This is a genomic window from Clostridium sp. UBA7503 (assembly GCF_002477055.1).
In the GTDB taxonomy this organism is placed as follows: Bacteria; Bacillota; Clostridia; order Clostridiales; family Clostridiaceae; genus Clostridium_J; species Clostridium_J sulfidigenes.
In genome coordinates this window covers 54,563-77,694 of sequence record NZ_DLNT01000038.1, presented here as the reverse complement: position 1 = coordinate 77,694, position 23,132 = coordinate 54,563, and the positions used below count along the sequence as shown (strand labels likewise).

Genomic DNA, 23,132 nt, shown 5'->3' with positions numbered 1-23,132 from the left:
AACTATATAACTATTTAAATAGTTAACATCATAAATATGCAGAATTAAAACATTGAGGCATTTTAAAATTTATTATTATAACATCTTAATATTTTAAAATCCTAGAAGTACATAGCCACATATACATAAGAGCTAATATAAATAATATAAATTTTAGGAGGTAAGGAAATGAGTATAGTAATAATTGGTGGTCATGATAGAATGGTTTGTGAATATAAAAAGATTTGTGATAAATATAATTGTAAGGCTAAGGTATTTACACAAATGCCAGGTCGTTTTAAATCTCAAATAGGATGTCCAGATTTATTAGTAATGTTTACTAACACAGTGTCTCATAAAATGATTAATGCAGCTATGCAAGAAGCATCAAGAAAGAATATTAGTATAGCAAAATCTCATAGTAGTAGCTCCAGCTCTTTAAAGAGTATATTAGAAACTCATTGTTTAAATTGTTCTGAGGATTGTGAAAACTGTACTAAACATAGTAATTAAACATAAAGTTAATTTAAGGAAACATTTTTGGGGTAGAGTTTAATCTTTTAGCACTTTACCCCGATAACAAAAATCACATAAAGTATTGTATTAATTTTCTGAATATGATACGTTTTTGTTATGGATATTTTTAGAAGGGTAGGGGATAAAATGAGGAACATTTGTAATCTTAATGGAATAAAAGAAGTATCTTTAATAAATACTCAGGGGAAAAATTATTTAACTTTCTTTAAAACAATGGGGGAAAAACTATATTCAATATGTAGTTTAGAAGAAAAGCTAAATGATGAGTATTTTCAAAAGAAAAATTTTGATGAACTTTTAAAAGAAAATCATGAAATTTATAGTGACTTATTAGAGGATAACTATAAAACAAGTTATGGCAACCCAGACTATGCAGTGAAAGAGCTAGGAAAAGAAATGGGTCAAATAGCTACATATTTATATAATAGGTTAAATGAATGTATATCTTTAGTATTTTCTCATAAGACTGAGAAGATAGAAAAGTTACTACAATTATTTATAGATTCCTATGCCTATGTAGTTAAGAATGGTGATAATGCTAATGGTTTAATGGAGATTATAAGGGATTTTGAAGTTAGCATTTTAGACATGGAAGCTGAGGAGAAGGTTAATAATATAGCTTTAGATACTAAGAGTTATTACAGAACTATAGTTAATGAAGCAAATGCAGAAGATTTAAGATACTTATTTAAGTATGGAAAATATATAACTGATAATGAAATAAAAACAGCTAAATTTTTATCTGCTTATGAAGATGTAAATAAGATTGCATATACCATGGTTAAAGGATATATGGATAGCTTTATAAGAGAAAAGAAGGATTACACTATTAAGTCTACCGTTAGACTAATATACTTTGTTGGTCAAGAGGCTATTGTTAAAGAGGTTATAAAGGAGTTTGGTAAATACAACTTAACCCTTGTCCTTGCAATGGTAGAATCTACTGAAGCAAATAAACAGTTTACTTATGATCATAGATTTGATAATGCTTTATTCTTCAGTAAAAACTATGCAGAAATTAAGGAAGAAAGATTTACAGCTACCTTTGAAAGATTTAAAGAAGGTTTAGGAAAGTATTCAGGAGTTGCAGTTATTGAAAGCTTTGGAGAGGTTCCTTTTGCACCTGAAAGTAAGAATACAGCATTAAAATTAAGTGAAGAACAAAGTAAGGTTTACCAAAATGCAGCAGTAAGACTTAGAAGTATTCAAGATAAGTACATGCCATCTAAGGAAACAACCTTTACTATTATAGCTTTCCCTAGTCCAGAGATAGGAGAGAATTTTGAAGAAATCTTTGCTGATACTATGAAGATAAATACTCTTGATTCAGACAAGTGGGAAAGAATCCAAAATGATATTATTGGGGCTTTAGATAAGGGAGAGTTTATCCATGTTAAGGGCTGCAATGGAAATAGAACAGATATAAAGGTTAAAATGCAGGAAATTAAGAATCCAGAAAAGGAAACAAACTTTGAAAACTGTATTGCTACTGTAAATATACCAGTTGGAGAGGTATTTACATCTCCAATGTTAAAAGGAACAAATGGACTTCTACATCTAGAAGAAATCTTCCTAGATGGTCTTAAATATATAAACTTAGAACTTTTATTTAAGGATGGATATATAGCTGAATATAACTGTTCTAATTTTGATGAAGAAGCTAAAAACAAAAAGTATGTAGAAGAAAATCTGTTATTTCCAAATAAAACTTTACCTCTTGGTGAGTTTGCAATAGGTACAAACACTTTAGCATATGTTATAGCACAGAAGCATAATATAGTACCTATACTTCCTATCCTTATTGGAGAAAAGATGGGGCCACACTTTGCAGTGGGTGATACTTGTTATTCATATAGTGAAGATGAAAGAGTATATAATGCTTTTGATGGAAAAGAAATAATTGCTAAGGATAATGAAAAATCTATTCTTAGGAAAACTGATATAGAGAGTGCATATACTCAATGTCATACAGATATAACTATACCTTATGATAGCTTAGAGTTTATAAATGCTATAACAAAGGATGGAGAAGTTATTGAAGTAATTAAAAATGGTAGATTCATTTTAAAGGGTACTGAGGAATTAAATGAACCTTTCAATGGAGAGGCTTAATATTTTTATAGAAATAGGAGGAAAATTATGATTAATAACATTGATATTAAAAATAAGATGGTAATAAAGTTAGATGATGAATTACCTGAAATGCCTAAGTTTCAAGAAGGAATTAGAAGAGCCCCTGACAGAGGTTATAGTTTAACGCCTGCACAAACTGAATTAGCTCTTAAAAATGCTTTAAGATATGTGCCAGAACATCTCCACGAGAAATTAGCTCCAGAGTTTATGGAAGAGCTTTTGACAAGAGGAAGAATATATGGATATAGATTTAGACCAGAAGGAAAATTAAGTGGTAAGTCTATAGATGAATATAAAGGAAATTGCACAGAGGGTAAGGCCTTCCAAGTAATGATAGATAATAACTTAGATTTTGATGTGGCATTATATCCATATGAACTTGTTACTTACGGTGAAACAGGACAAGTGTGCCAAAACTGGATGCAATATAGACTTATAAAAAAATACCTAGAGAATATGACAGATGAACAAACTTTAGTAGTAGAGAGTGGTCATCCATTAGGATTATTTAGAAGTTCTAAAACTGCTCCAAGGGTAATAACTACTAATGGTTTAATGGTTGGTATGTTTGACAATCCAGAAGACTTCCATTTAGCAACTCAACTTGGAGTAGCTAACTATGGACAGATGACAGCTGGTGGTTGGATGTATATAGGACCTCAAGGAATAGTTCATGGTACCTTCAACACTATAGTAAATGCAGGAAGATTAAAGCTTGGAGTGGCTGATGATGGAGATTTAAGAGGGAAAATATTTGTAACTTCTGGTCTTGGCGGAATGAGTGGTGCTCAACCTAAAGCTATAGAAATAGCTAATGGAGTAGGAATTGTAGCAGAGGTTGACTATTCAAGAATTAAAACAAGACTTGATCAAGGCTGGGTTTCCATGGCATCAAGTGATTTAGAGGAAGTTATAAGAGTTGCTAAGGAAAAGGCTAAAAATGAAGAGTCTATTTCTATAGCATATCATGGAAATATCGTTGATTTACTTGAATACATCTTAGAAAATGATATTCATATAGATTTATTATCAGACCAAACTTCTTGTCATGCTGCATATGATGGTGGGTATGCACCAGTAGGAATTTCTTTTGAGGAAAGAACTAGATTATTAAAAGAAGATAGAGAAAAATTCAAAGAGCTTGTAGATATGACATTATTAAAACACTACGACATAATTAAAAAATTAGTTGCTAAGGGAGTTTATTTCTTTGACTATGGTAACTCATTTATGAAGGCAATCTATGATGCTGGTGGAAAAGATATAGCTAAAAATGGTGTTGATGAAAAGGACGGATTCATTTATCCTTCTTATGTTGAAGATATCATGGGACCAATGCTATTTGACTATGGCTATGGACCATTTAGATGGGTATGCTTAAGTCATAAGCATGAAGATTTAATAAAAACAGACCATGCTGCAATGGAATGTATTGATCCAAATAGAAGAGGACAAGATAGAGATAACTACATTTGGATTAGGGATGCTGAAAAGAACCAATTAGTTGTTGGTACAGAAGCTAGAATATTATATCAAGATGCACAAGGACGTATGGATATTGCTCTTAAGTTTAATGAGCTTGTAAGAAATGGTGAAGTTGGACCAATCATGCTTGGAAGAGATCACCATGATGTAAGTGGTACAGATTCTCCATTTAGAGAAACTTCTAATATAAAAGATGGAAGTAACATGATGGCTGAAATGGCAATCCAATGCTTTGCAGGAAATGCAGCAAGAGGAATGAGCTTAATTGCTCTTCACAATGGTGGAGGAGTCGGAACAAGTAAGTCAATCAATGGGGGATTTGGATTAGTTCTTGATGGTAGCGAAAGAGTAGATAATATTATAAAATCATCTATGGCATGGGATGTTATGGGTGGAGTTGCAAGAAGAGCTTGGGCAAGAAATCCACATTCTATTGAAACAAGTATGGAATATAATGAGAAGAACCAAGGAACAGATCATATAACTCTTCCATATATACCGAAGGATGAATTAATAAAATCTGTTATTGAAAAAGCTTTAAATAAATAAATCATAATTTAAATAATTGAATAATTTAATTGGGTATATAGTGTTAAAAGTTAAGACTATATACCTGATTTTTTATTTTTTTAGTTTGTATTTAGTTGTAAATAAAATAAATTTTTATATTTTTTTTACAAAGTAGATAAAATATATTAATAAAAATATAAAAAAATAAGTTCTAAGTGGAAGGTTGCTTCGTATATTTTTATGGGGATGATATTTTTAATATATGTAGTAAATTTAAATGAAATAAAAACAATGATTAAACAATGTATATACATTAGGAGATAATATTGAATAGAGTATTTGCAAGTAGTATAATAGTTAGGGTATTTGATATGTAGATAAGGAGGGGTAGTGTTGAATTATAGAAAAAAATTTAGAAAAGTTAATAAAATAAAAATGTTTGTCATAGCAATAACACTAATTAGTACCCTTTTTATTTTAGTTGGATGTAAATCCAATATTGAAGAAGAAAGAGATCCAATTATAAACAATTATACAAGTGCTGTAATAGAAAAAAACAACAATATATATATTTTTGATGAGGAAGAGGAATATTTAGAAGGGGTAGGAGATTTGCATAGGCTGAAAGAACTTTCCGCTTTAAGTAATGACTGGAGTAATATAGCTTTTAAGTATTTAGATGAAAAAGATAAAATAAATATATATAGTATGAAAGATGAAGAATATAAAGTATTACCAATAAATGATATAGGGGAAAATCAAATATCTAATATATCATGGATGAATAATAAATTAGTAATTCATTTATATATAGATCCTATCACAACAAAATATCTAATTTATGATGCAGATACTTTAGAGTTTTTGAATTCCTGTGAAGGAATCTTAATAGATGTTCTTAATGAAGGCAATACTCTAGTATATGGTAAAGCTAGTAATGGTGTTACTAATATATACTTTAATGATGCACAGATAATTAGTTTAGAAGATAGTGGAGAAGTTTTATTAAAGGGAAAAGTATCTCCTAAAAAGGATGAGATAGCTTTTATTACCTTTAGTTTTGATAAGGAAAAATTAGCACAACGTGAATATTTATATAGAGGAAAAATTGAAAATGGTAAAATAAAGGATGTTTTTAAGACTGTTAAGCCCTATGAAATAAATGGAGACATAGTATATGAGGGGGATGAACTAGTTATATATAGCCAAGAAGGAAATTATTTAGTAAAAGATGAAGAGTTTATAGAAGAAGAAAATGAGGAGATGAAGAAAAAACTCAATGAAAATTCTATAAAACTTAAAAACATGCTTAAAAATACCTTTGAAAGCGAAAGTATAAATGAAAACTTATCATGGAATGAAATTGGAGTTTTTAATATTACCTGGTTTACTAGGTAATATTTTTTTGCTGTATAGGAAAGTATAGATTTTTACAATAGGTTTTACCCTTAGGAACGTGGTGCATGCCACTTTTTTTATGTCTAAATTGTGAATATATATATCAATATACCTGTAATAATACATGAAATTCCATAAAAGTTATTGTAATATTTAAAATATACAGATAAATTCTCGGGGTGGATTTTTTCTGGGTTTTATTAAGGGGAAACCTGTTGACACCTTGTGTAGGCTTAAATATAATTAACGTGGAAAGTGAAAAAAACAAATTAAAATGTAGAAATACTGGAGGAACTTCTAATGGATAAAAAAATGCTTTCACCTGATGAAATTACTAATTATGTAGAACAGGTTGGAGTAAAAAAGGCTAATAATAAATGTGCACAAACTTTATTATTAGGTATTTTAGCAGGTGCATTTATAGCTTTAGGGGCATATGCATCATCAGTAGCATCACATGGAATTAGTGATCCCGGATTACAAAAATTTGTGGCAGGTATAGTATTTCCAGTTGGATTAATTTTAGTGTTAATATGTGGAGCAGAATTGTTCACAGGAAATTCATTATTAAGTGTGGCTTGGGCTGAGAAAAAGATAACCACAGGCCAAATGTTTAAAAATTGGGCACTTGTTTGGATAGGAAACTTTATTGGAGCTGCTTTTGTAGCAATATTAGTTTTTGAATCAGGTCTTTTAGCAACAGGAAATGTTGGAGGATATGCAGTTAAGGTAGCAGCAGCTAAGGCAAGTATGGGTTTTATGCCTGCAATTGCAAGTGGGATATTATGTAATGTCATAGTATGTGTATGTGTGTGGGGTTCCTATGCAGCTAAAGATGTAACAGGAAAAATATTCATAGGTTTCTTTCCGATATTTGCTTTTGTTATAGCAGGTTTTGAACACTGCGTAGCTAATATGTATTACTTTTCTATAGGATTACTTGCAAAGACAAATTCAGCTTTTGTTGAAGCATCTCATGTAGCTGTTGAAAAATTAGACAATTTAACTATAGTTGGAATTTTTAATAATCTAATTCCTGTAACCATAGGAAATATTATTGGTGGTGCAGTTTGTATTGGATTAGTTTATTGGTTCATATATAGAAAGTGTAATAAAAAGAATATTGAGTTAAGAGAGAAGTTATCAGCGTAATATATATATTAGTGGAAAATTGTGTTAAAGCCTAAGTTTTAGCATGATTTTTTTTATAAGATTTTATGGGAAATTGTAAAAATTTATATTGATTTGTAAAAATCTATTTTATATTTAGAGCACATAATATAAAATAGATAGTATGAAGATAAATACTAAATTAACGGGGAGGGTTATATGAAGAAGAAAGGAAAAGTTATCAGTTCAATTGTAGCTTTAAGTATAATGGGGGCAATAGCCTTTAGTATTAATAATAGAGTAGAAGCAGATGCGATAAAAATAAGATTAGGTGGGAGCACTAGATATGAAACTGCTGTAGAAACATCTAAACAGGGGTGGCCTAGTGGAAGTAAAACTATAGTACTAGTGTGTGGAGCGGATTATCCTGATGCACTAAGTGCGGCACCTTTAGCCAAAAAGTATAATGCTCCTATATTGCTAACAGAAAAGAATGCATTATCTACTGTAGTGTCCAATGAGATAAATAGACTGAAGCCTTCTAAAGCTTACATAGTTGGTGGAGAATCTGTAATTTCTAAAAATGCTGAAACTCAGCTTAAAAGTAAGGGAATTACTGTAGATAGGATATCTGGACTTGATAGATATGAAACAGCTGTTAATGTAGCTAAACAAGTGGGCACAACCAATGGAGTTGTACTGGCTTCTGGAAAAAGCTTTGCGGATTCTTTATCTGTAGCTCCGGTGGCAGCAGACTTAGGAATGCCAATATTGTTAACAGATAAAGATATTATTAATAGTTCAAATAAATCCTTTATACAAAGTCATAATATACCTAAAACCTATGTTATAGGTGGAAGTTCAGTAATTTCAGATGCAAATATGAAGAATTATAAAAATTATCAAAGAATTGCTGGACTTGATAGATATGAAACTAATATCCAAGTTTTAAATACTTTTAATGGAAATATTAATTTAAGCAAAATTTATTTAGCATCAGGAATGAATTTTCCAGATGGACTAGTTGGAGCACCAATAGCTGCTTTAACCTCTTCGCCTATAATTCTTATGGAAGAAACAGGAGGGTATTATCCTAAGGTCTTAAATAGAATAAAAGGGATAAAATCCGATCAAGTATTAATTTTAGGAGGAAATACAGTAATCAGCGACAGCATAGTTAATAAGGTTTTAGACGCAGTAAATTATGAGGAGAAATTTAAGGTTTTAAGTATTGAATAGCTCAAAAGTGGGTGAAATTATAGTGAGACCTATAGAAGGTATTCTTAAAGACCTACCCCTGGGGGTATCTGCTTTAACAGAACAAAAGGTTCATAATAAAAAGTTGACGTGTATAATAATTAAAGATGATTTTAAAGATTTTATATATTTGCCTAACTCTATGCAGTTTAATTTCAAAAGTGCCTATGTAAAAAGTAATAAAGTGATTTCAGGGCATTTGATTATAAGAATGAAAGATGATATAAAAGAAAAGTATTATCCTTTTCACTTTAATTATTATGATGAAAAAACATTAAGTTTAATTATAAATTTAAGTCGTCAAAGAAAATTATACTTAATACTAGGGAATAAATATAACGAATATAAAATTGTTTGTTTCAGAAATAGTTTAAAAAGCTTTTTTAGAAGATATATAATTAATTGCATAAACTATGGTTATCGTTGGAGTGATGAAGATTACAAGGAATCAATTTGTAATCTTGTATCTTCATTTCCTAGTATAGATGACTTATGGAAACGATTAGGCGGACAAATTACTATGAGTATACTGAAAAAAGTATAAGAAAAACGGGGAAATGTTAAGTAAAATTCAAAATCTACAAAAAACTTATATTAATTTAAAAATTTTTTTAAAAAAACCATTGCATTTCTAAAATATTAGATTTATAATGGGTACATGATAAATAATATATTGAATTGTTCAAAAATTTAATATTGAATCATAAGTAGAGGCGCTTATAAATTGGTAACTGCTAAATGTTAAAGAGAATACCCTCTGATGTTACAGTGAATTGTTTATAGGCCGAAAGAGTACAAAGGTATTTTGTATTACTTGGGGATAGGACACAAAGTTTTATCACTGCCATGTTATATGGAGAGCTATTTATGGAATGAAAAATATTCATTGCATTGATAGTTCTAACTAACCTAGTTATCTAATGGTGTTGAATATTTTCAACGCCATTTTTTATTTACTATATATTTATTCTAAAAAGTTATACATAAATAAAAAGTAAACGATTATTTTATAGGGGGAAAAGAAAATGAAATCAGTAATCAGATTAAGAATGAGCTCTCACGATGCACACTACGGTGGAAATCTTGTTGATGGAGCAAGAATGCTACAATTATTTGGAGATGTAGCTACAGAATTATTAATACAAAACGATGGAGATGAAGGTCTATTCAAGGCTTATGAAAACGTAGAATTCATGGCACCTGTATATGCTGGAGATTACATTGAAGCTGTAGGTGAAATCGTACACGTTGGAAACACATCAAGAAAAATGACTTTTGAAGCTAGAAAAGTAATAGTTCCAAGACCTGACATTAATGATTCAGCTTGCGACGTTTTAGAAGAGCCAATAGTTGTTTGTAAAGCTACAGGAGTATGTGTAGTACCAAAAGATAAGAAGAGAAAATAAATAAACGCAAGAATTCTTGCAGAAATATTGTTAAAAAATTAACTATATAGGAGGATTTTAAATGGAAAAGTTAATAATTGCTGCAGCTATTTGTGGTGCAGAGGTTACTAAAGAACAAAATCCAAATGTTCCTTACACAGTAGAAGAAATTGGTCAAGAGGCAGAAAAATGTTATAAAGCTGGAGCTAGTATAATCCACCTTCATGTTAGAAAAGATGATGGTACTCCAACTCAAGACAAAGATAGATTTGAAGCTTGTATGGCTGAAATAAGAAGAAGATGTCCAGATGTTATCATTCAACCATCTACTGGTGGTGCTGTAGGAATGAGCAATGAGGAAAGACTTCAACCAGTTGATTTAAAACCAGAAATGGCAACATTAGACTGTGGAACTTGTAACTTTGGTGGAGACGAAATATTTGTTAATACAGAGAATACAATCAAAGAATTCGGGGAGAAGATGATCGAGTTAAACGTTAAGCCAGAAATCGAAGTATTCGATAAAGGTATGATTGACATGGCCATCAGACTTCATAAAAAAGGATTCATAAAAGCGCCAATGCACTTCAACTTCGTTATGGGAGTTAATGGTGGAATAAGTGCTGGAATGAGAGACTTTGTATTTATGAAAGAAAGTATTCCAGCAGGAAGCACTTACACTGTATCAGGAATAGGCAGAAATGAATTCCCATTAGCTGCAATGTCTATGATAGAAGGTGGACATGTAAGAGTTGGATTTGAAGATAACGTATACCTATCAAAAGGTGTTATGGCAGAAAGTAATGCTGACCTAGTTGAAAAAGCTGTAAGAATAGCTAAAGAATTAGGAAGAGAAATTGCAAATCCAGCAGAAGCAAGAGAAATATTAGGACTTAAAGCTTTATAATTTGAAGCATAATATAAGAAGCTATTTTTAACGTATAAGATTAAAAATATAATAAACAATAATTAAGTAGAAAAAAATTTATTTAGACTAAAGTAAAAAGGAGTGTTTTTAATGAAAAAAGGATGTAAATATGGAACTCACAGAGTAATAACACCAGCAGGAGTATTACCACAACCAGCTTTAAAAATAGACAATACAATGGAAATATACGATAATGAAATACTTATCGATGTTCAAGCTTTAAACGTTGACTCAGCAAGCTTTACACAAATAGAAGAAGAAGCTGGACATGATGTAGAAAAAATAAAAGCAAAAATCCTTGAGATCGTTGGAGAAAGAGGAAAAATGCAAAACCCTGTAACTGGTTCAGGCGGAATGCTTATCGGAAAAATAGCTAAAATAGGAGCTGCATTAGAAGGAAAAACTGATCTTAAAGTTGGAGACAAAATCTCTACATTAGTATCTCTTTCATTAACTCCACTTAAAATAGAAGAAATCATCGATATTAAACCAGACATCGATAGAGTAGAAATTAAAGGTCAAGCAATATTATTCGAAAGCGGATTATATGCTAAACTTCCAGAAGATATGGAAGAAACTTTAGCATTAGCTGCATTAGACGTTGCAGGAGCTCCAGCTCAAGTTGCTAAATTAGTTAGACCAGGACAATCAGTTCTTTTATTAGGAGCAGCAGGAAAATCAGGAATGTTATGTTGCTACGAAGCAGTTAAAAGAGTTGGACCAACAGGAAACGTTATTGGTTTAGTTAGAAATGAAGAAGAAGCTGCAAGATTAAGAAGATTAAACTTAAACATGAAAATAGTTATCGGAGATGCTACTAAAGCTATCGACGTAATGAACTTAGCTTTAGCTAACAACAACGGCGAAGAAGTTGATGTATCTATCAACATAGTTAACGTTCAAAACACAGAAATGTCAACTATATTACCAGTTAAAGATGATGGTATAGTTTACTTCTTCTCAATGGCTACAGCATTCACTAAAGCTGCTTTAGGAGCTGAGGGTGTAGGTAAAGACGTAACTATGATAGTAGGAAACGGATACACTAAAGGACATGCTGAAATAACTTTACAAGAGTTAAGAGAAAATGAAACTCTAAGAGCTATATTCCAAGAATTATACGTTTAATCCATAGATTATAATTGGTTAATTAATAAAAATTAATATATATAAATGTGAAATTATAGGGGGTAACAATTAATGAATACAACTCGTAGAAAAGAATTATTTCCAAACGTTACAGATGAACAATGGTTTGACTGGAAATGGCAAACAAAAAACAGAATAGAAACTTTAGATGAATTAAAGAAGTACATTCCGTTAACTGCTGAAGAAGAAGAAGGAGCTAAAAAATGTCTTGAAACTTTAAGAATGGCTATAACTCCTTACTACCTATCATTAATCGATCCAAGCAATCCTAATGACCCAGTAAGATTACAAGCTATCCCAACAGGATTAGAAGCTCATAAATCTGCTGCAGATTTAGAAGACCCACTACACGAAGATACAGATTCTCCAGTACCTGGATTAACTCATAGATATCCAGATAGAGTATTACTTCTTATAACTGACCAATGCTCTATGTACTGCAGACACTGCACAAGAAGAAGATTTGCAGGACAAAGTGATGACTGCATGCCAATGGAAAGAATAGATAAAGCTATAGATTATATCAGTAAAACACCAGTAATCAGAGACGTTCTATTATCAGGTGGAGATGCTTTACTAGTTGACGATTCAGTACTTGAGTACATCATCAGCAAATTAAGAGCAATACCACACGTAGAAATAATCAGAATTGGTTCAAGAACACCAGTAGTTATGCCACAAAGAATTACTGATGGACTTGTAAATATGTTAAAGAAATACCACCCAATCTGGTTAAACACTCACTTTAACCATCCAAACGAAATCACAGAAGAGTCTAAAGCTGCATGTGAAAGAATGGCTAATGCCGGTATACCACTAGGAAACCAATCAGTACTTCTAAGAGGAGTAAATGACTGTGTTCACACAATGAAACAATTAGTTAACGACTTAGTTAAAATCAGAGTTAGACCTTACTACATCTATCAATGTGACTTATCATTAGGACTAGAGCACTTCAGAACTCCAGTTTCTAAAGGTATCGAAATCATTGAAGGATTAAGAGGACATACTTCAGGATACTGCGTACCAACATTCGTTGTTGACGCTCCAGGCGGCGGTGGAAAAACTCCAGTTATGCCAAACTATGTAATTTCTCAAAGCCATGATAAAGTAATACTTAGAAACTTTGAAGGAGTTATAACTACTTACTCTGAGCCAACAAACTACACTCCAGGATGTACTTGTGATGTTTGCACAGGTAAGAAAAAAGTTCATAAAGTTGGAGTTGCTGGATTATTAAACGGTGAAAAACTTGCTTTAGAACCAACAGGATTAGAAAGAAACGAAAGACACGCTCACTAGAATATAGTTAGAAGTGATCTTAATGAATGAAATTTTAAAGTTATTGAAACCATATAAAAGTGTATCTATTATAGGTATGAATAAAAATGTGGGAAAAACTACAACTTTAAACCATATCTTGAAGGAGGCTAGGGGCTCTGTGTCCCTTGGCCTAACTTCTATAGGGAGAGATGGTGAAGAGTTAGACAGGGTTACGGCTACAGAGAAACCTAAGATATATATTGAAAAGGGGACTGTGATTGCTACAGCCAAACAATGTCTTTTAAATAGTGATTTCACAAGAGAGATTGTAAGAACTACAGGAATAAATACTCCTATGGGAGAAGTTGTTATTTGTAAAGCCTTAAGTGATGGTTATGTGGATTTAGGAGGACCTTCCGTGAATTCATATATGACCAATATAAAAGATCAATTATTAAGTCTTCAGTGTGATCTTGTAATAGTAGATGGAGCTTTAAGTAGAAAGACCTTTGCTTCACCCGCCATAACAGAAGCTACAGTGTTATCTACAGGAGCTGCTCTATCAAGAAGTATGAAGACCGTCATAAGTGAGACAAAACATACTATGGATCTATTAAGTTTACCCCATGAGCAAGATAGGTCTATTTTAAATGTCGCAACAAAAATATGTGATTCAGGAATTGTAGGCATCATTTATAAGGATGGTACCTATAAAGTACTAGAGGTTTTAACTGCCCTAGAAGCTTCAAAAGAAATTGTAGAAGCTTTGAGTGAACAAGTATCCCATGTAGTTATTAAGGGTGCAGTTTCTGACAAACTTATTAAAAATATCATGACTTCTACTAACCTATATAAAGATATAACTTTTCTTGTGGAAGATGGTACTAAGCTATTTATTAGTAGTGAAAGCCTTTATAGATTCCATAGGCAAGGTGGAGTCATAAAGGTCCTAAATAAGATAACTGTGGTTTGCATAACTTCAAATCCAAAATCACCTTATGGATATGAATTTCCAAAGGATGAATTCTTAAAAGGTCTTAGAGAAGCTGTCAATGTTCCAGTATTTGATGTATTAGGGGGGAAATAATATGAAGTTTTTAGATAATGAACAAAGGGCTCAAATAGGGTTTTCCTTTATCATGGATGAGCTTGGTATAATAACTCCTTATGGTACTGAGGAAAAGAAGCTAATAAAGCCTTTTAGAATTAATGAGTATGATAAATTGGTAGAAGAGCTTACTAACGTTGAGCTGATGATAGGTCATATGAATGAATATCATGATGAGTTTAACGATATAGTAAGACTTCTACACAAGATTAAAGATATAAGAAATACATTAAGAAGAGCAGAGAAGGTAGAGGTATTAGATGAAATTGAGCTTTATGAGGTGAAATATGTATCTATGCTTTTGGAAGAGCTTAAATCAGTCTTAGAAAATATTAATTTATCTGTAGGCAAAATTAAGCTTCATTCTCTAGAAGAAGTAATTGATATATTAGACCCAAGTAAGAAGCGTATATCTACATTCTATATTTATGAAGAATATAGTGAAAAGCTTTCTCAGATAAGAAAACTAAAAGGTGAAAAGGAAAAAGCAATTTTTTCTTGCAATGATGAAGGGCTTATTGAAAAGTTAAAACAAGAGCGATTAGATATTGTTATTCAAGAGGAAGAAGAAGAGTTACATATTAGAAAAGAACTTACTTCTAAATTGTCCTCCTTTAGTAGATATATATCAGAAAATTTAAAAGTGGTAGGTATTTTAGATTTATTAATGGCAAAGGCAAGCATTGCTATTAAATACAATTGTGTTAAACCTAACATAGTTAAAGATATGAATATTGATATTGAGGATGGAATAAATCCTGAAATTGAAGCGATCCTTAAGAAAAAAGGAAAAGCATTCTCTCCTGTTAATATACAGCTTCATGGAGGAACTACAGTGATAACTGGAGCTAATATGGGAGGAAAGAGTGTAGCATTAAAGACTATTGTTTTAAACCTATTTCTTGGACAATTGGGCTTCTTTGTATTTGCAAAACAAGCAACTTATCCAGTATTAGATTTTATTCATTTTGTATCAGACGATATGCAATCTATATCTAAGGGGTTAAGTACTTTTGGAGCTGAGATAATCAAATTAAAAGAAGTGGTAGAGTGTGTAAAACGTGGAGATGGATTTGTGGCTCTTGATGAGTTCGCTAGGGGAACAAACCCTAAAGAAGGATATTACCTAGTAAAATCTCTTGCAAATTATCTACAAAAATTTAACACTGCTAGCATAATATCTACCCATTATGATGGTGTGGTAGAAGAACCTATGGTTCATTATCAAGTTGTAGGACTAAAAAATATAGACTTTGAGAAACTAAAATATAAGATTGATCTTAATAAGACTCATTCGGTTGAAATTATCCAGGAGCATATGGAATATAAACTTGAAAGAGTATCTAAGACAAATCAAGTACCTAAGGATGCGCTAAATATAGCGATGCTATTAGGATTAGAAAAAGACATAGTGAATATAGCGAAAACATATTATGAGGAGGAGTACAATGGAAAGTAAAATAAATTTAGATTTAAATCTAGTTGCTAAAGCTAGAGAATCATCAAAAAACATAGCTCAAGACACTCAAAAGTTTATAGACAGACATACTACAGTAGCTGTAGAAAGAACTGTATGTAGATTATTAGGTATAGATGGAGTAGATGAATTCGGAGTACCACTACCAAACGTAGTTGTAGAAAACATCAAAGCTGGAAACGGATTATCTGTTGGAGTTGCTGCATTAGTTGGTAATGCTATGGTTAACACTGGATTAACTCCACAAGAAATAGCAGAAAAAGTAGCTAAAAATGAATTAGATTTAACTAAACTACCTATGAAAGATATGTTTGAAATAAAAATGGCAATTGAAAAAGTTGCTAAAAACATGGTAGCTACAATCAAAGCTAACAGAGGCGAGAGAGAAGCTTACCTTGAAAAATTCGGCGATAAAACAGGTCCATATCTTTATGTTATCGTTGCAACAGGAAATATCTATGAAGATATAATCCAAGCTAAAGCTGCTGCAAAACAAGGTGCAGACGTTATAGCTGTTATTAGAACAACAGGACAAAGCTTACTTGACTACGTTCCATACGGAGTAACAACTGAAGGATTCGGAGGAACTTTTGCAACTCAAGAGAACTTCAGACTTATGAGATCAGCTTTAGACGAAGTTGGAGAAGAGTTAGGAAGATACATTAGATTATGTAACTACTGTTCAGGATTATGTATGCCAGAAATCGCTGCTATGGGAGCTATGGAAAGACTTGACGTAATGCTTAACGATGCATTATACGGAATACTTTTCAGAGATATCAACATGCAAAGAACTATAGTTGACCAATACTTCTCAAGAATAATCAATGGTTTTGCAGGAGTTATAATCAACACTGGTGAAGATAACTACTTAACAACTGCTGATGCTGTTGAAGAAGCTCACACAGTACTTGCTTCTCAATTCATCAATGAGCAATTTGCTTTAGTTGCGGGACTTCCAGAAGAGCAAATGGGTCTAGGACACGCATTTGAAATAAACCCAAATGTAGAAAATGGATTCCTTTATGAGCTTGCTCAAGCACAAATGGCTAGAGAAATATTCCCTAAAGCACCACTTAAATACATGCCTCCAACTAAGTTTATGACTGGAGATATATTCAAGGGTCAAGTACAAGATGCATTATTTAACATGGTTACAATAATGACTAGCCAAAAATTACACTTATTAGGAATGTTAACAGAAGCTATACACACTCCATTCATGAGTGATAGAGCACTATCTATTGATAATGCACAATATATATTCCATACAATGAAAGACCTTGGTTCTGAGATCACTTTCAAAAAAGGTGGAATTATGGAAAAAAGAGTTGATGAAGTTCTAGGAAAAGCTGCTGATCTATTATCTGTAATAGAAAAAGAAGGTTTATTCAGTACTTTAGAGCAAGGTAAATTTGCAGGTATTAAGAGACCTCTAAACGGAGGAAAAGGATTAGATGGAGTTGTTGAGAAGGAAGCTAACTACTTCAACCCATTTATAGATTTAATGTTAGGAGGAGACAGATAATGAGTGGTGGATTATATTCAACAGAAGTTAGAGATTACGATACTAATTTAGATCTAACTAAACTTAAACCTTACGGAGATACTATGAACGATGGAAAGGTTCAAGTGAGTCTTACTTTACCAGTTAAAGATGATGAAAGAGGAATAGAAGCTGCTATTCAACTTGCAAAATCAATGGGACTTAAAGATCCAAACGTTGCTCATCACGGAGCGTTAGATAAAGAGTTCACATTCTATGTAGTATATGGTTCATTAACTCATACTGTTAACTATGATGAGATCCATGTTCAAACTGTAGAAGTAGATACTATGTCTATGTCAGAAGTTGGAGAATACATTGAAGAACACATCGGAAGAGATGTAGTTATCATAGGAGCTTCAACAGGAACAGATGCTCACACAGTTGGAATCGATGCTATCATGAACATGAAAGGTTTCGCTGGTCACTATGGTCTTGAAAGATACAAAGGTATCGAAGCTTACAACCTAGGAAGCCAAGTAGAAAATGAAGAGTTCGTTAAGAAAGCTATCGAGCTAAAAGCTGACGTTCTTCTAGTATCTCAAACAGTTACACAAAAGGATGTACACATCCAAAATCTTACTAACCTTGTAGAGTTATTAGAGGCAGAAGGTTTAAGAGATAAAGTTGTATTAATCTGTGGTGGTCCAAGAATAACTCACGAACTTGCTAAAGAATTAGGATATGATGCAGGATTCGGACCAGGAAAATATGCAGATGACGTTGCTAGCTTTGCAGTAACTGAAATAGTTGAAAGAAAGTTAGTTTAATTTAAAAAGTTTAATGTTTAAAAGTCTAGTTTAATGTTTATATATATTTAGTTTATAGGGATAAAAAACTAAAAGGGTTACGTGAAATAAAATTATAGGGTATATAAGTAGAATGAAGAAATTCATTCTACTTTTTTTATATTGTACCCATACAGATAATACGAAATAACTAAATTTAAGAAATTGTATTGATTTAATATGATATTTATGGAATAATTGTATTGTAAATATAAAATATATAGATACAAAATATAGATACAATTTTGTGCTATACTGTAGGGGGAAATAAAAATGAATACAAGATCGGATTTAAACAAAAACCTAGCAGAGATGTTAAAGGGTGGAGTAATAATGGATGTAGTTAATGCTGAGGAAGCTATAATTGCAGAGAAAGCAGGAGCTGTTGCGGTAATGGCTTTGGAACGTGTGCCTTCTGACATTAGAAAACAAGGTGGAGTTGCTAGAATGTCAGATCCTAAGATGATAAAAGAAATTCAAGAGTCGGTATCTATTCCAGTAATGGCAAAGGTAAGGATAGGTCATTTTGTAGAGGCGCAAATATTAGAAGCCATTAAGATTGATTATATAGATGAAAGTGAAGTATTAACTCCAGCAGATGATTTATTTCACATAGATAAAAAAGGATTTAATGTACCTTTCGTATGTGGAGCTAGAAACCTAGGAGAAGCACTAAGAAGAATAGGTGAGGGAGCTTCTATGATAAGAACTAAAGGAGAAGCTGGAACTGGAGATGTTGTAGAAGCTGTAAGACATATGAGAACTATGATGAGTGAAATAAGGAAAGTACAAAACACGCCGAAGGAAGAGCTTATGACTATAGCTAAAGAAATGGGTGCACCATATGATTTAATAGTTTATGTTCACAACCATGGAAGACTACCAGTAGTTAACTTTGCTGCCGGTGGAGTAGCTACCCCAGCTGATGCAGCTTTAATGATGCAACTTGGAAGTGATGGAGTTTTCGTTGGTTCTGGTATATTTAAATCAGCAGATCCAGAAAAAAGAGCTAAGGCTATAGTTCATGCTGTAGCAAACTATAATAATCCTGAAATCTTATCACAAGTTTCTGAGAACTTAGGAGAACCTATGGACAGTATAAATACTAAGGATCTACCAGATGGTAAATTATATGCATCAAGAGGATGGTAGCATCATGATAACTATAGGTGTACTAGATTTACAAGGAGCTGTAATAGAACATGTAAATAAGATTAATAATATAAGTGGAGCCACAGCATTAAGAGTGAAGAATTTGAAGGATCTAGAGGATATAGATGGCCTTATAATTCCTGGAGGAGAAAGTACTACTATAGGAAAACTATTAAGGGATTTTCAGATGATATCTCCACTAAAAAGCAAAATCGAAAGTGGTATGCCAGTATGGGGAACCTGTGCAGGTATGATAATTCTCGCTAAATCCATTCTAGGAAGTGATTGCAACCATTTAGGTGTTATGGGTATAGAGGTAAGAAGAAATGCCTATGGCTCTCAATTAGACAGCTTTATAACGGATGAAATAGTGGAAGGTGTCAGTGAGGGAAAAATACCTCTAGTATTCATAAGAGCTCCTTATGTTGAAAAGGTACATGAAGGGGTAAAGGTACTATGTAAAGTAGATGAAAAGATCATAGCATGCAGAGAGAATAATATGCTAGCAACATCATTTCATCCGGAGCTAACAAAGGACTTATCTATGCATAAGTATTTTTACAACATGTGCAAAGATAGATCAAAATAAATAATGAGCTTTTGCGGAATAAATCATTAATCTTATATAAAATGCTGAGGATGTACTTTAATAATATAAGTGCATCTTCAGCATTTATTTAGTTTAATTTATTTTGAAAGAATTCCTAAGCTAGTTCTTCCCATTGCTCATATAGGCTTTGAAGTTCTTCTTCAGTTTTTTGTATTTCTTTATTTATTTCTATGCTTTTTTCAGGGTTTGAATAGACTTCTTCAAGGCATAGCTGCCCTTGAAGCCCTTCAAGAGATTCCTCTGTAGCTGCTATTTTATTTTCAATGTTTTTAAGCATATTAGCTTTTTCTTTTTCAGCTTTTTCAGCTTCGCGTTTTTTCTTTTTATCTAGTTTTAACTGAGTCTTAGTAATGCCAGAACCTTCCTCTATGTCCTCAAACCTTAAAGGGTTTTTCTTTTTCTCTATGTAATAGGAATAGTTGCCTAAGTATTCTTTCACTCCATCCTCGTTAAGCTCAAAGATTTTATTTATAATTTTATTTAAGAAGTATCTATCATGGGATATGAGAATTATTGTACCATCATAGTTTAAGATTGCATCTTCTAAGGCCTCACGAGAGATAATATCTAAGTGGTTTGTGGGTTCATCTAGAAGAAGAAAATTAGCTTTAGAAAGCATTAGTTTTAGTAAATTAATTCTACATTTCTCTCCACCACTAAGAGTAGATATGGACTTAAATACGTCATCCCCTGTAAATAAGAAGGCTGCAAGAGCCGATCGTATCTCCGTGGTAGTCATATGAGGAAAATCATCCCATACCTCATCTAAAATAGTTTTATTAAAGTTTAAATTAGATTGCTCTTGATCGTAATATCCAACAAATACGTTTTTACCTAACACCTTAATCCCATTATCTGAAGATATTTTATCCATGATTATTCTAAATAAAGTAGTTTTACCACGACCATTTTCACCTATAAGAGCAATTTTCTCTTCACGTTTAATATCCATATTTAAACCTTCAAATAAAAGTTTTTCGCCAAAACTTTTACTTAAATTTTCTATATAAAGAACATCATTACCACTTTTTATTTGTGTTTCAAACTTTATTTTTGAAGCCTTAGACTCTTTAATAGGTGCTTCTATTCTTTCTATCTTATCTAAGGCTTTTTGACGACTTTCAGCAGCTCTTATACTTTTTTCACGATTAAAGGACTTATACTTAGTTATGATTTCTTCTTGTCTTTTAATCTCTGCTTGTTGAAGGTCGTAAGCCTTCTGCATCACTTCTTTATTTTTCTCTTTAAGGTCGATAAAGGCTGTATAATTTCCGTTATAGCACTGTGCAGTTCCACCTATGAGTTCTATGGTTTTGTTAGTGATAGCATCCAAGAAGAATCTATCGTGGGAAATTACTATAATTGTGCCTTTAACTTCTTTAAGATAGTTCTCTAACCATTCTATTGCATCAAGGTCAAGATGGTTTGTAGGTTCATCTAGAAGCAAGATTTCAGGTTTTCTAAGAAGGAGCTTACATAAAGCAACTCTAGTCTTTTGACCACCGCTTAATATAGATATGGACTTATCAAAATCAACTTCTGTAAAGCCTAGTCCTTTAAGTACACGACTAATTTCACCTTTGTAAGTGTACCCACCACGATTTTCGTAAACCTCTGTTAAAGTAGTATAATCACGTATAATCTTATTGTGGTATTCTTCTTTAGCAGCATCATAAGGTTCCTTCATCTTCTCTTCTAAATTGTGTAATCTTTCCTCCATATCTATTAGTGACTTAAATACAGAAAGAAGTTCAGTATATATGGTATTATCTGAATCTAGAGAAAGGTTTTGAGAAAGATATCCAAGTTCCTTTGATTTATCTATAAATAGCTCACCACTATCATATTCCATTTGATTGGTTAAAATTTTAAATAGGGTTGATTTACCTGCACCATTAGCACCTATTAAGCCTATTTTTTCACCTTCATTTACATTAAAGGTAATATCTTTTAAAATCATATCTATTCCGAAGTATTTACTTATATTTTTACAACTTAAAACTATCATTTATTTCACCGTCCTACTAGCATTTTATCATGAAAGTTAGAAATTTAAAATAATTTGTATAGTACAGTGTAGGAATGGGTATTGTGAGTAATATGAAACATTGTTATATATAATACAATGAAAAGTAAAATTGGTATAGAAATTAAGTTTATTAAATTTATAGATTATTTATGATAAAAAGTTAAAAAAATTTATAATTTATATATACAATAAAGTGTTTTAAATGTACAATATAGCATTATAGTTTATTTATTTGATAAAAAAAATGTATAACAAATCCGTAATGATATAGTATAATATCTATATGAATAAAATCTCAGTTAAATATGAGATTATAACAGTTATTTTAGATAATATTTTCAATAGAAGATTATAATATGAAAAAGTATGGAAGTGAAAGTGAAAAATATATAAAGAATATAAATAAGGAGTTGATAAGAGGTGGAGAAGAAAAGAAGCATTTCTATGGCTGTAATAAAAAGGCTACCTAAATACTACAGATATTTGCGCGAATTAGATAAAAATGAAGTTGATAGAATATCATCTAAAGAACTAAGTGAAAGAATTGGGTTTACAGCTTCACAAATAAGACAAGATTTAAATTGTTTTGGAGATTTTGGTCAGCAGGGGTATGGATATAATGTTAAGGAATTATTATATCAAATCTCTGTTATATTAGGCCTTAATAAAGAGTATAATACTGTAATAATTGGAGCAGGAAATATAGGTCAAGCAATTGCCAATTATACAACCTTTGATAAGATGGCATTTAATCTTAAAGGTATTTTTGATGTAAATGTAAAACTTATTGGGCTTAAAATAAGAGATATAGAAATTAAAGATATGGATGAATTAGATAGTTTCTTACAGAGAGAAAAGATTAACATAGCCATAATTTGTGTTCCTAAAAATAGAGCTCAAGGGGTAGCAGATGTGGTAATAAAGAATGGCGTAAAGGGAATATGGAATTTTGCACCTATAGATCTAAAGGTTAACGAAGATGTTATTGTAGAGAATGTACATCTTAATGAGAGTTTAATGACTTTAAGTTACTTATTAAATGAGTGTGAAAAAGAAGAAGAATTCCTATAATGCTAAAAAAAGACAATACAAATTTCTTAAAATTTGTATTGTCAGGAATTTTTTGAATTTAATTATATGAATTAAGTAAAAAGATTCATTAAAAACATAAATAAAATATAAATTAGGTTGAAAAAGAATTATAAACAGTCTATAATAGTGATTAAGGTATTAGAACCTTGATCACTATTTTGTTAAATTAATAACGATTTATGGCGGCTAACACCTG

The 23,132-nt window shown here is 31.6% G+C and carries 19 protein-coding genes and 1 riboswitch; of the genes, 18 read left to right on the top strand and 1 reads right to left on the bottom strand.

All coding sequences use genetic code 11. The annotated features are described in order from the left end of the window. Window positions 1-168 precede the first annotated feature (168 nt). From B3630_RS10070 to pdxT, 17 genes are all read left to right on the top strand, one after another. On the top strand, window positions 169-492 hold the full coding sequence (locus B3630_RS10070; RefSeq protein ID WP_346897772.1) for a DUF2325 domain-containing protein: 324 nt from the start codon (window positions 169-171) through the stop codon (window positions 490-492). 150 nt (window positions 493-642) lie between these two features. Then, window positions 643-2,628 (top strand): aminopeptidase, encoded by a 1,986-nt coding sequence (locus tag B3630_RS10065; RefSeq protein ID WP_346897770.1) that lies wholly within the window; start codon window positions 643-645, stop codon window positions 2,626-2,628. A gap of 27 nt (window positions 2,629-2,655) precedes the next feature. Further along, window positions 2,656-4,683 (top strand): urocanate hydratase, encoded by a 2,028-nt coding sequence (locus B3630_RS10060; RefSeq protein ID WP_346897768.1) that lies wholly within the window; start codon window positions 2,656-2,658, stop codon window positions 4,681-4,683. A gap of 354 nt (window positions 4,684-5,037) precedes the next feature. Then, on the top strand, window positions 5,038-6,042 hold the full coding sequence (locus B3630_RS10055) for a hypothetical protein (protein WP_346897766.1): 1,005 nt from the start codon (window positions 5,038-5,040) through the stop codon (window positions 6,040-6,042). Between the two features lie 300 nt (window positions 6,043-6,342). Beyond that, window positions 6,343-7,194 carry a formate/nitrite transporter family protein gene (locus tag B3630_RS10050; RefSeq protein ID WP_346897764.1) on the top strand — a complete coding sequence of 284 codons (852 nt, stop codon included), beginning with the start codon at window positions 6,343-6,345 and terminating at the stop codon, window positions 7,192-7,194. Between the two features lie 177 nt (window positions 7,195-7,371). Next, window positions 7,372-8,391: a cell wall-binding repeat-containing protein gene (locus B3630_RS10045; protein WP_346897762.1), complete on the top strand. Its 1,020-nt coding sequence runs from the start codon at window positions 7,372-7,374 to the stop codon at window positions 8,389-8,391. Between the two features lie 22 nt (window positions 8,392-8,413). After that, on the top strand, window positions 8,414-8,953 hold the full coding sequence (locus tag B3630_RS10040) for a hypothetical protein (RefSeq protein ID WP_346897760.1): 540 nt from the start codon (window positions 8,414-8,416) through the stop codon (window positions 8,951-8,953). Between the two features lie 156 nt (window positions 8,954-9,109). Further along, window positions 9,110-9,281: riboswitch (Lysine riboswitch) on the top strand. A 153-nt stretch (window positions 9,282-9,434) separates the two neighbouring features. Continuing rightward, entirely contained in the window at window positions 9,435-9,815 is a 381-nt protein-coding gene (locus tag B3630_RS10035) for a hotdog domain-containing protein (RefSeq protein WP_150845312.1), read from the top strand. A 61-nt stretch (window positions 9,816-9,876) separates the two neighbouring features. Further along, complete coding sequence (locus tag B3630_RS10030; protein ID WP_346871134.1) at window positions 9,877-10,701, top strand: 3-keto-5-aminohexanoate cleavage protein; 825 nt, start codon at window positions 9,877-9,879, stop codon at window positions 10,699-10,701. Window positions 10,702-10,812: 111 nt separating this feature from the next. Continuing rightward, on the top strand, window positions 10,813-11,850 hold the full coding sequence (locus B3630_RS10025) for an L-erythro-3,5-diaminohexanoate dehydrogenase (protein WP_035130522.1): 1,038 nt from the start codon (window positions 10,813-10,815) through the stop codon (window positions 11,848-11,850). Window positions 11,851-11,922: 72 nt separating this feature from the next. Continuing rightward, on the top strand, window positions 11,923-13,173 hold the full coding sequence (gene ablA / locus B3630_RS10020; protein ID WP_346897758.1) for a lysine 2,3-aminomutase: 1,251 nt from the start codon (window positions 11,923-11,925) through the stop codon (window positions 13,171-13,173). Window positions 13,174-13,195: 22 nt separating this feature from the next. After that, window positions 13,196-14,221: a hypothetical protein gene (locus tag B3630_RS10015; protein WP_035130517.1), complete on the top strand. Its 1,026-nt coding sequence runs from the start codon at window positions 13,196-13,198 to the stop codon at window positions 14,219-14,221. 1 nt (window position 14,222) lies between these two features. Further along, window positions 14,223-15,701: a MutS-related protein gene (locus B3630_RS10010; protein ID WP_346897756.1), complete on the top strand. Its 1,479-nt coding sequence runs from the start codon at window positions 14,223-14,225 to the stop codon at window positions 15,699-15,701. Further along, on the top strand, window positions 15,691-17,247 hold the full coding sequence (locus B3630_RS10005) for a lysine 5,6-aminomutase subunit alpha (protein WP_346897754.1): 1,557 nt from the start codon (window positions 15,691-15,693) through the stop codon (window positions 17,245-17,247). Before B3630_RS10010 ends, B3630_RS10005 begins: the two co-directional genes overlap by 11 nt. Beyond that, window positions 17,247-18,035 (top strand): OAM dimerization domain-containing protein, encoded by a 789-nt coding sequence (locus B3630_RS10000; protein ID WP_346897752.1) that lies wholly within the window; start codon window positions 17,247-17,249, stop codon window positions 18,033-18,035. Before B3630_RS10005 ends, B3630_RS10000 begins: the two co-directional genes overlap by 1 nt. Window positions 18,036-18,326: 291 nt before the next feature. Continuing rightward, a complete protein-coding gene (gene pdxS / locus B3630_RS09995; RefSeq protein ID WP_414633007.1) occupies window positions 18,327-19,205 on the top strand; it encodes a pyridoxal 5'-phosphate synthase lyase subunit PdxS in 879 nt (292 codons plus the stop codon). A gap of 7 nt (window positions 19,206-19,212) precedes the next feature. Further along, on the top strand, window positions 19,213-19,794 hold the full coding sequence (gene pdxT, locus B3630_RS09990; RefSeq protein ID WP_346897782.1) for a pyridoxal 5'-phosphate synthase glutaminase subunit PdxT: 582 nt from the start codon (window positions 19,213-19,215) through the stop codon (window positions 19,792-19,794). A gap of 115 nt (window positions 19,795-19,909) precedes the next feature. On the opposite strand, the gene B3630_RS09985 is transcribed toward pdxT, so the two are convergent. Continuing rightward, window positions 19,910-21,823, bottom strand: coding sequence for an ABC-F family ATP-binding cassette domain-containing protein (locus B3630_RS09985; protein WP_346897750.1), 1,914 nt, complete (start codon window positions 21,821-21,823; stop codon window positions 19,910-19,912). Between the two features lie 441 nt (window positions 21,824-22,264). Between B3630_RS09985 and B3630_RS09980 the strand changes: the two genes are divergently transcribed. Beyond that, complete coding sequence (locus B3630_RS09980) at window positions 22,265-22,915, top strand: redox-sensing transcriptional repressor Rex (protein WP_346871141.1); 651 nt, start codon at window positions 22,265-22,267, stop codon at window positions 22,913-22,915. Window positions 22,916-23,132 lie beyond the last annotated feature (217 nt).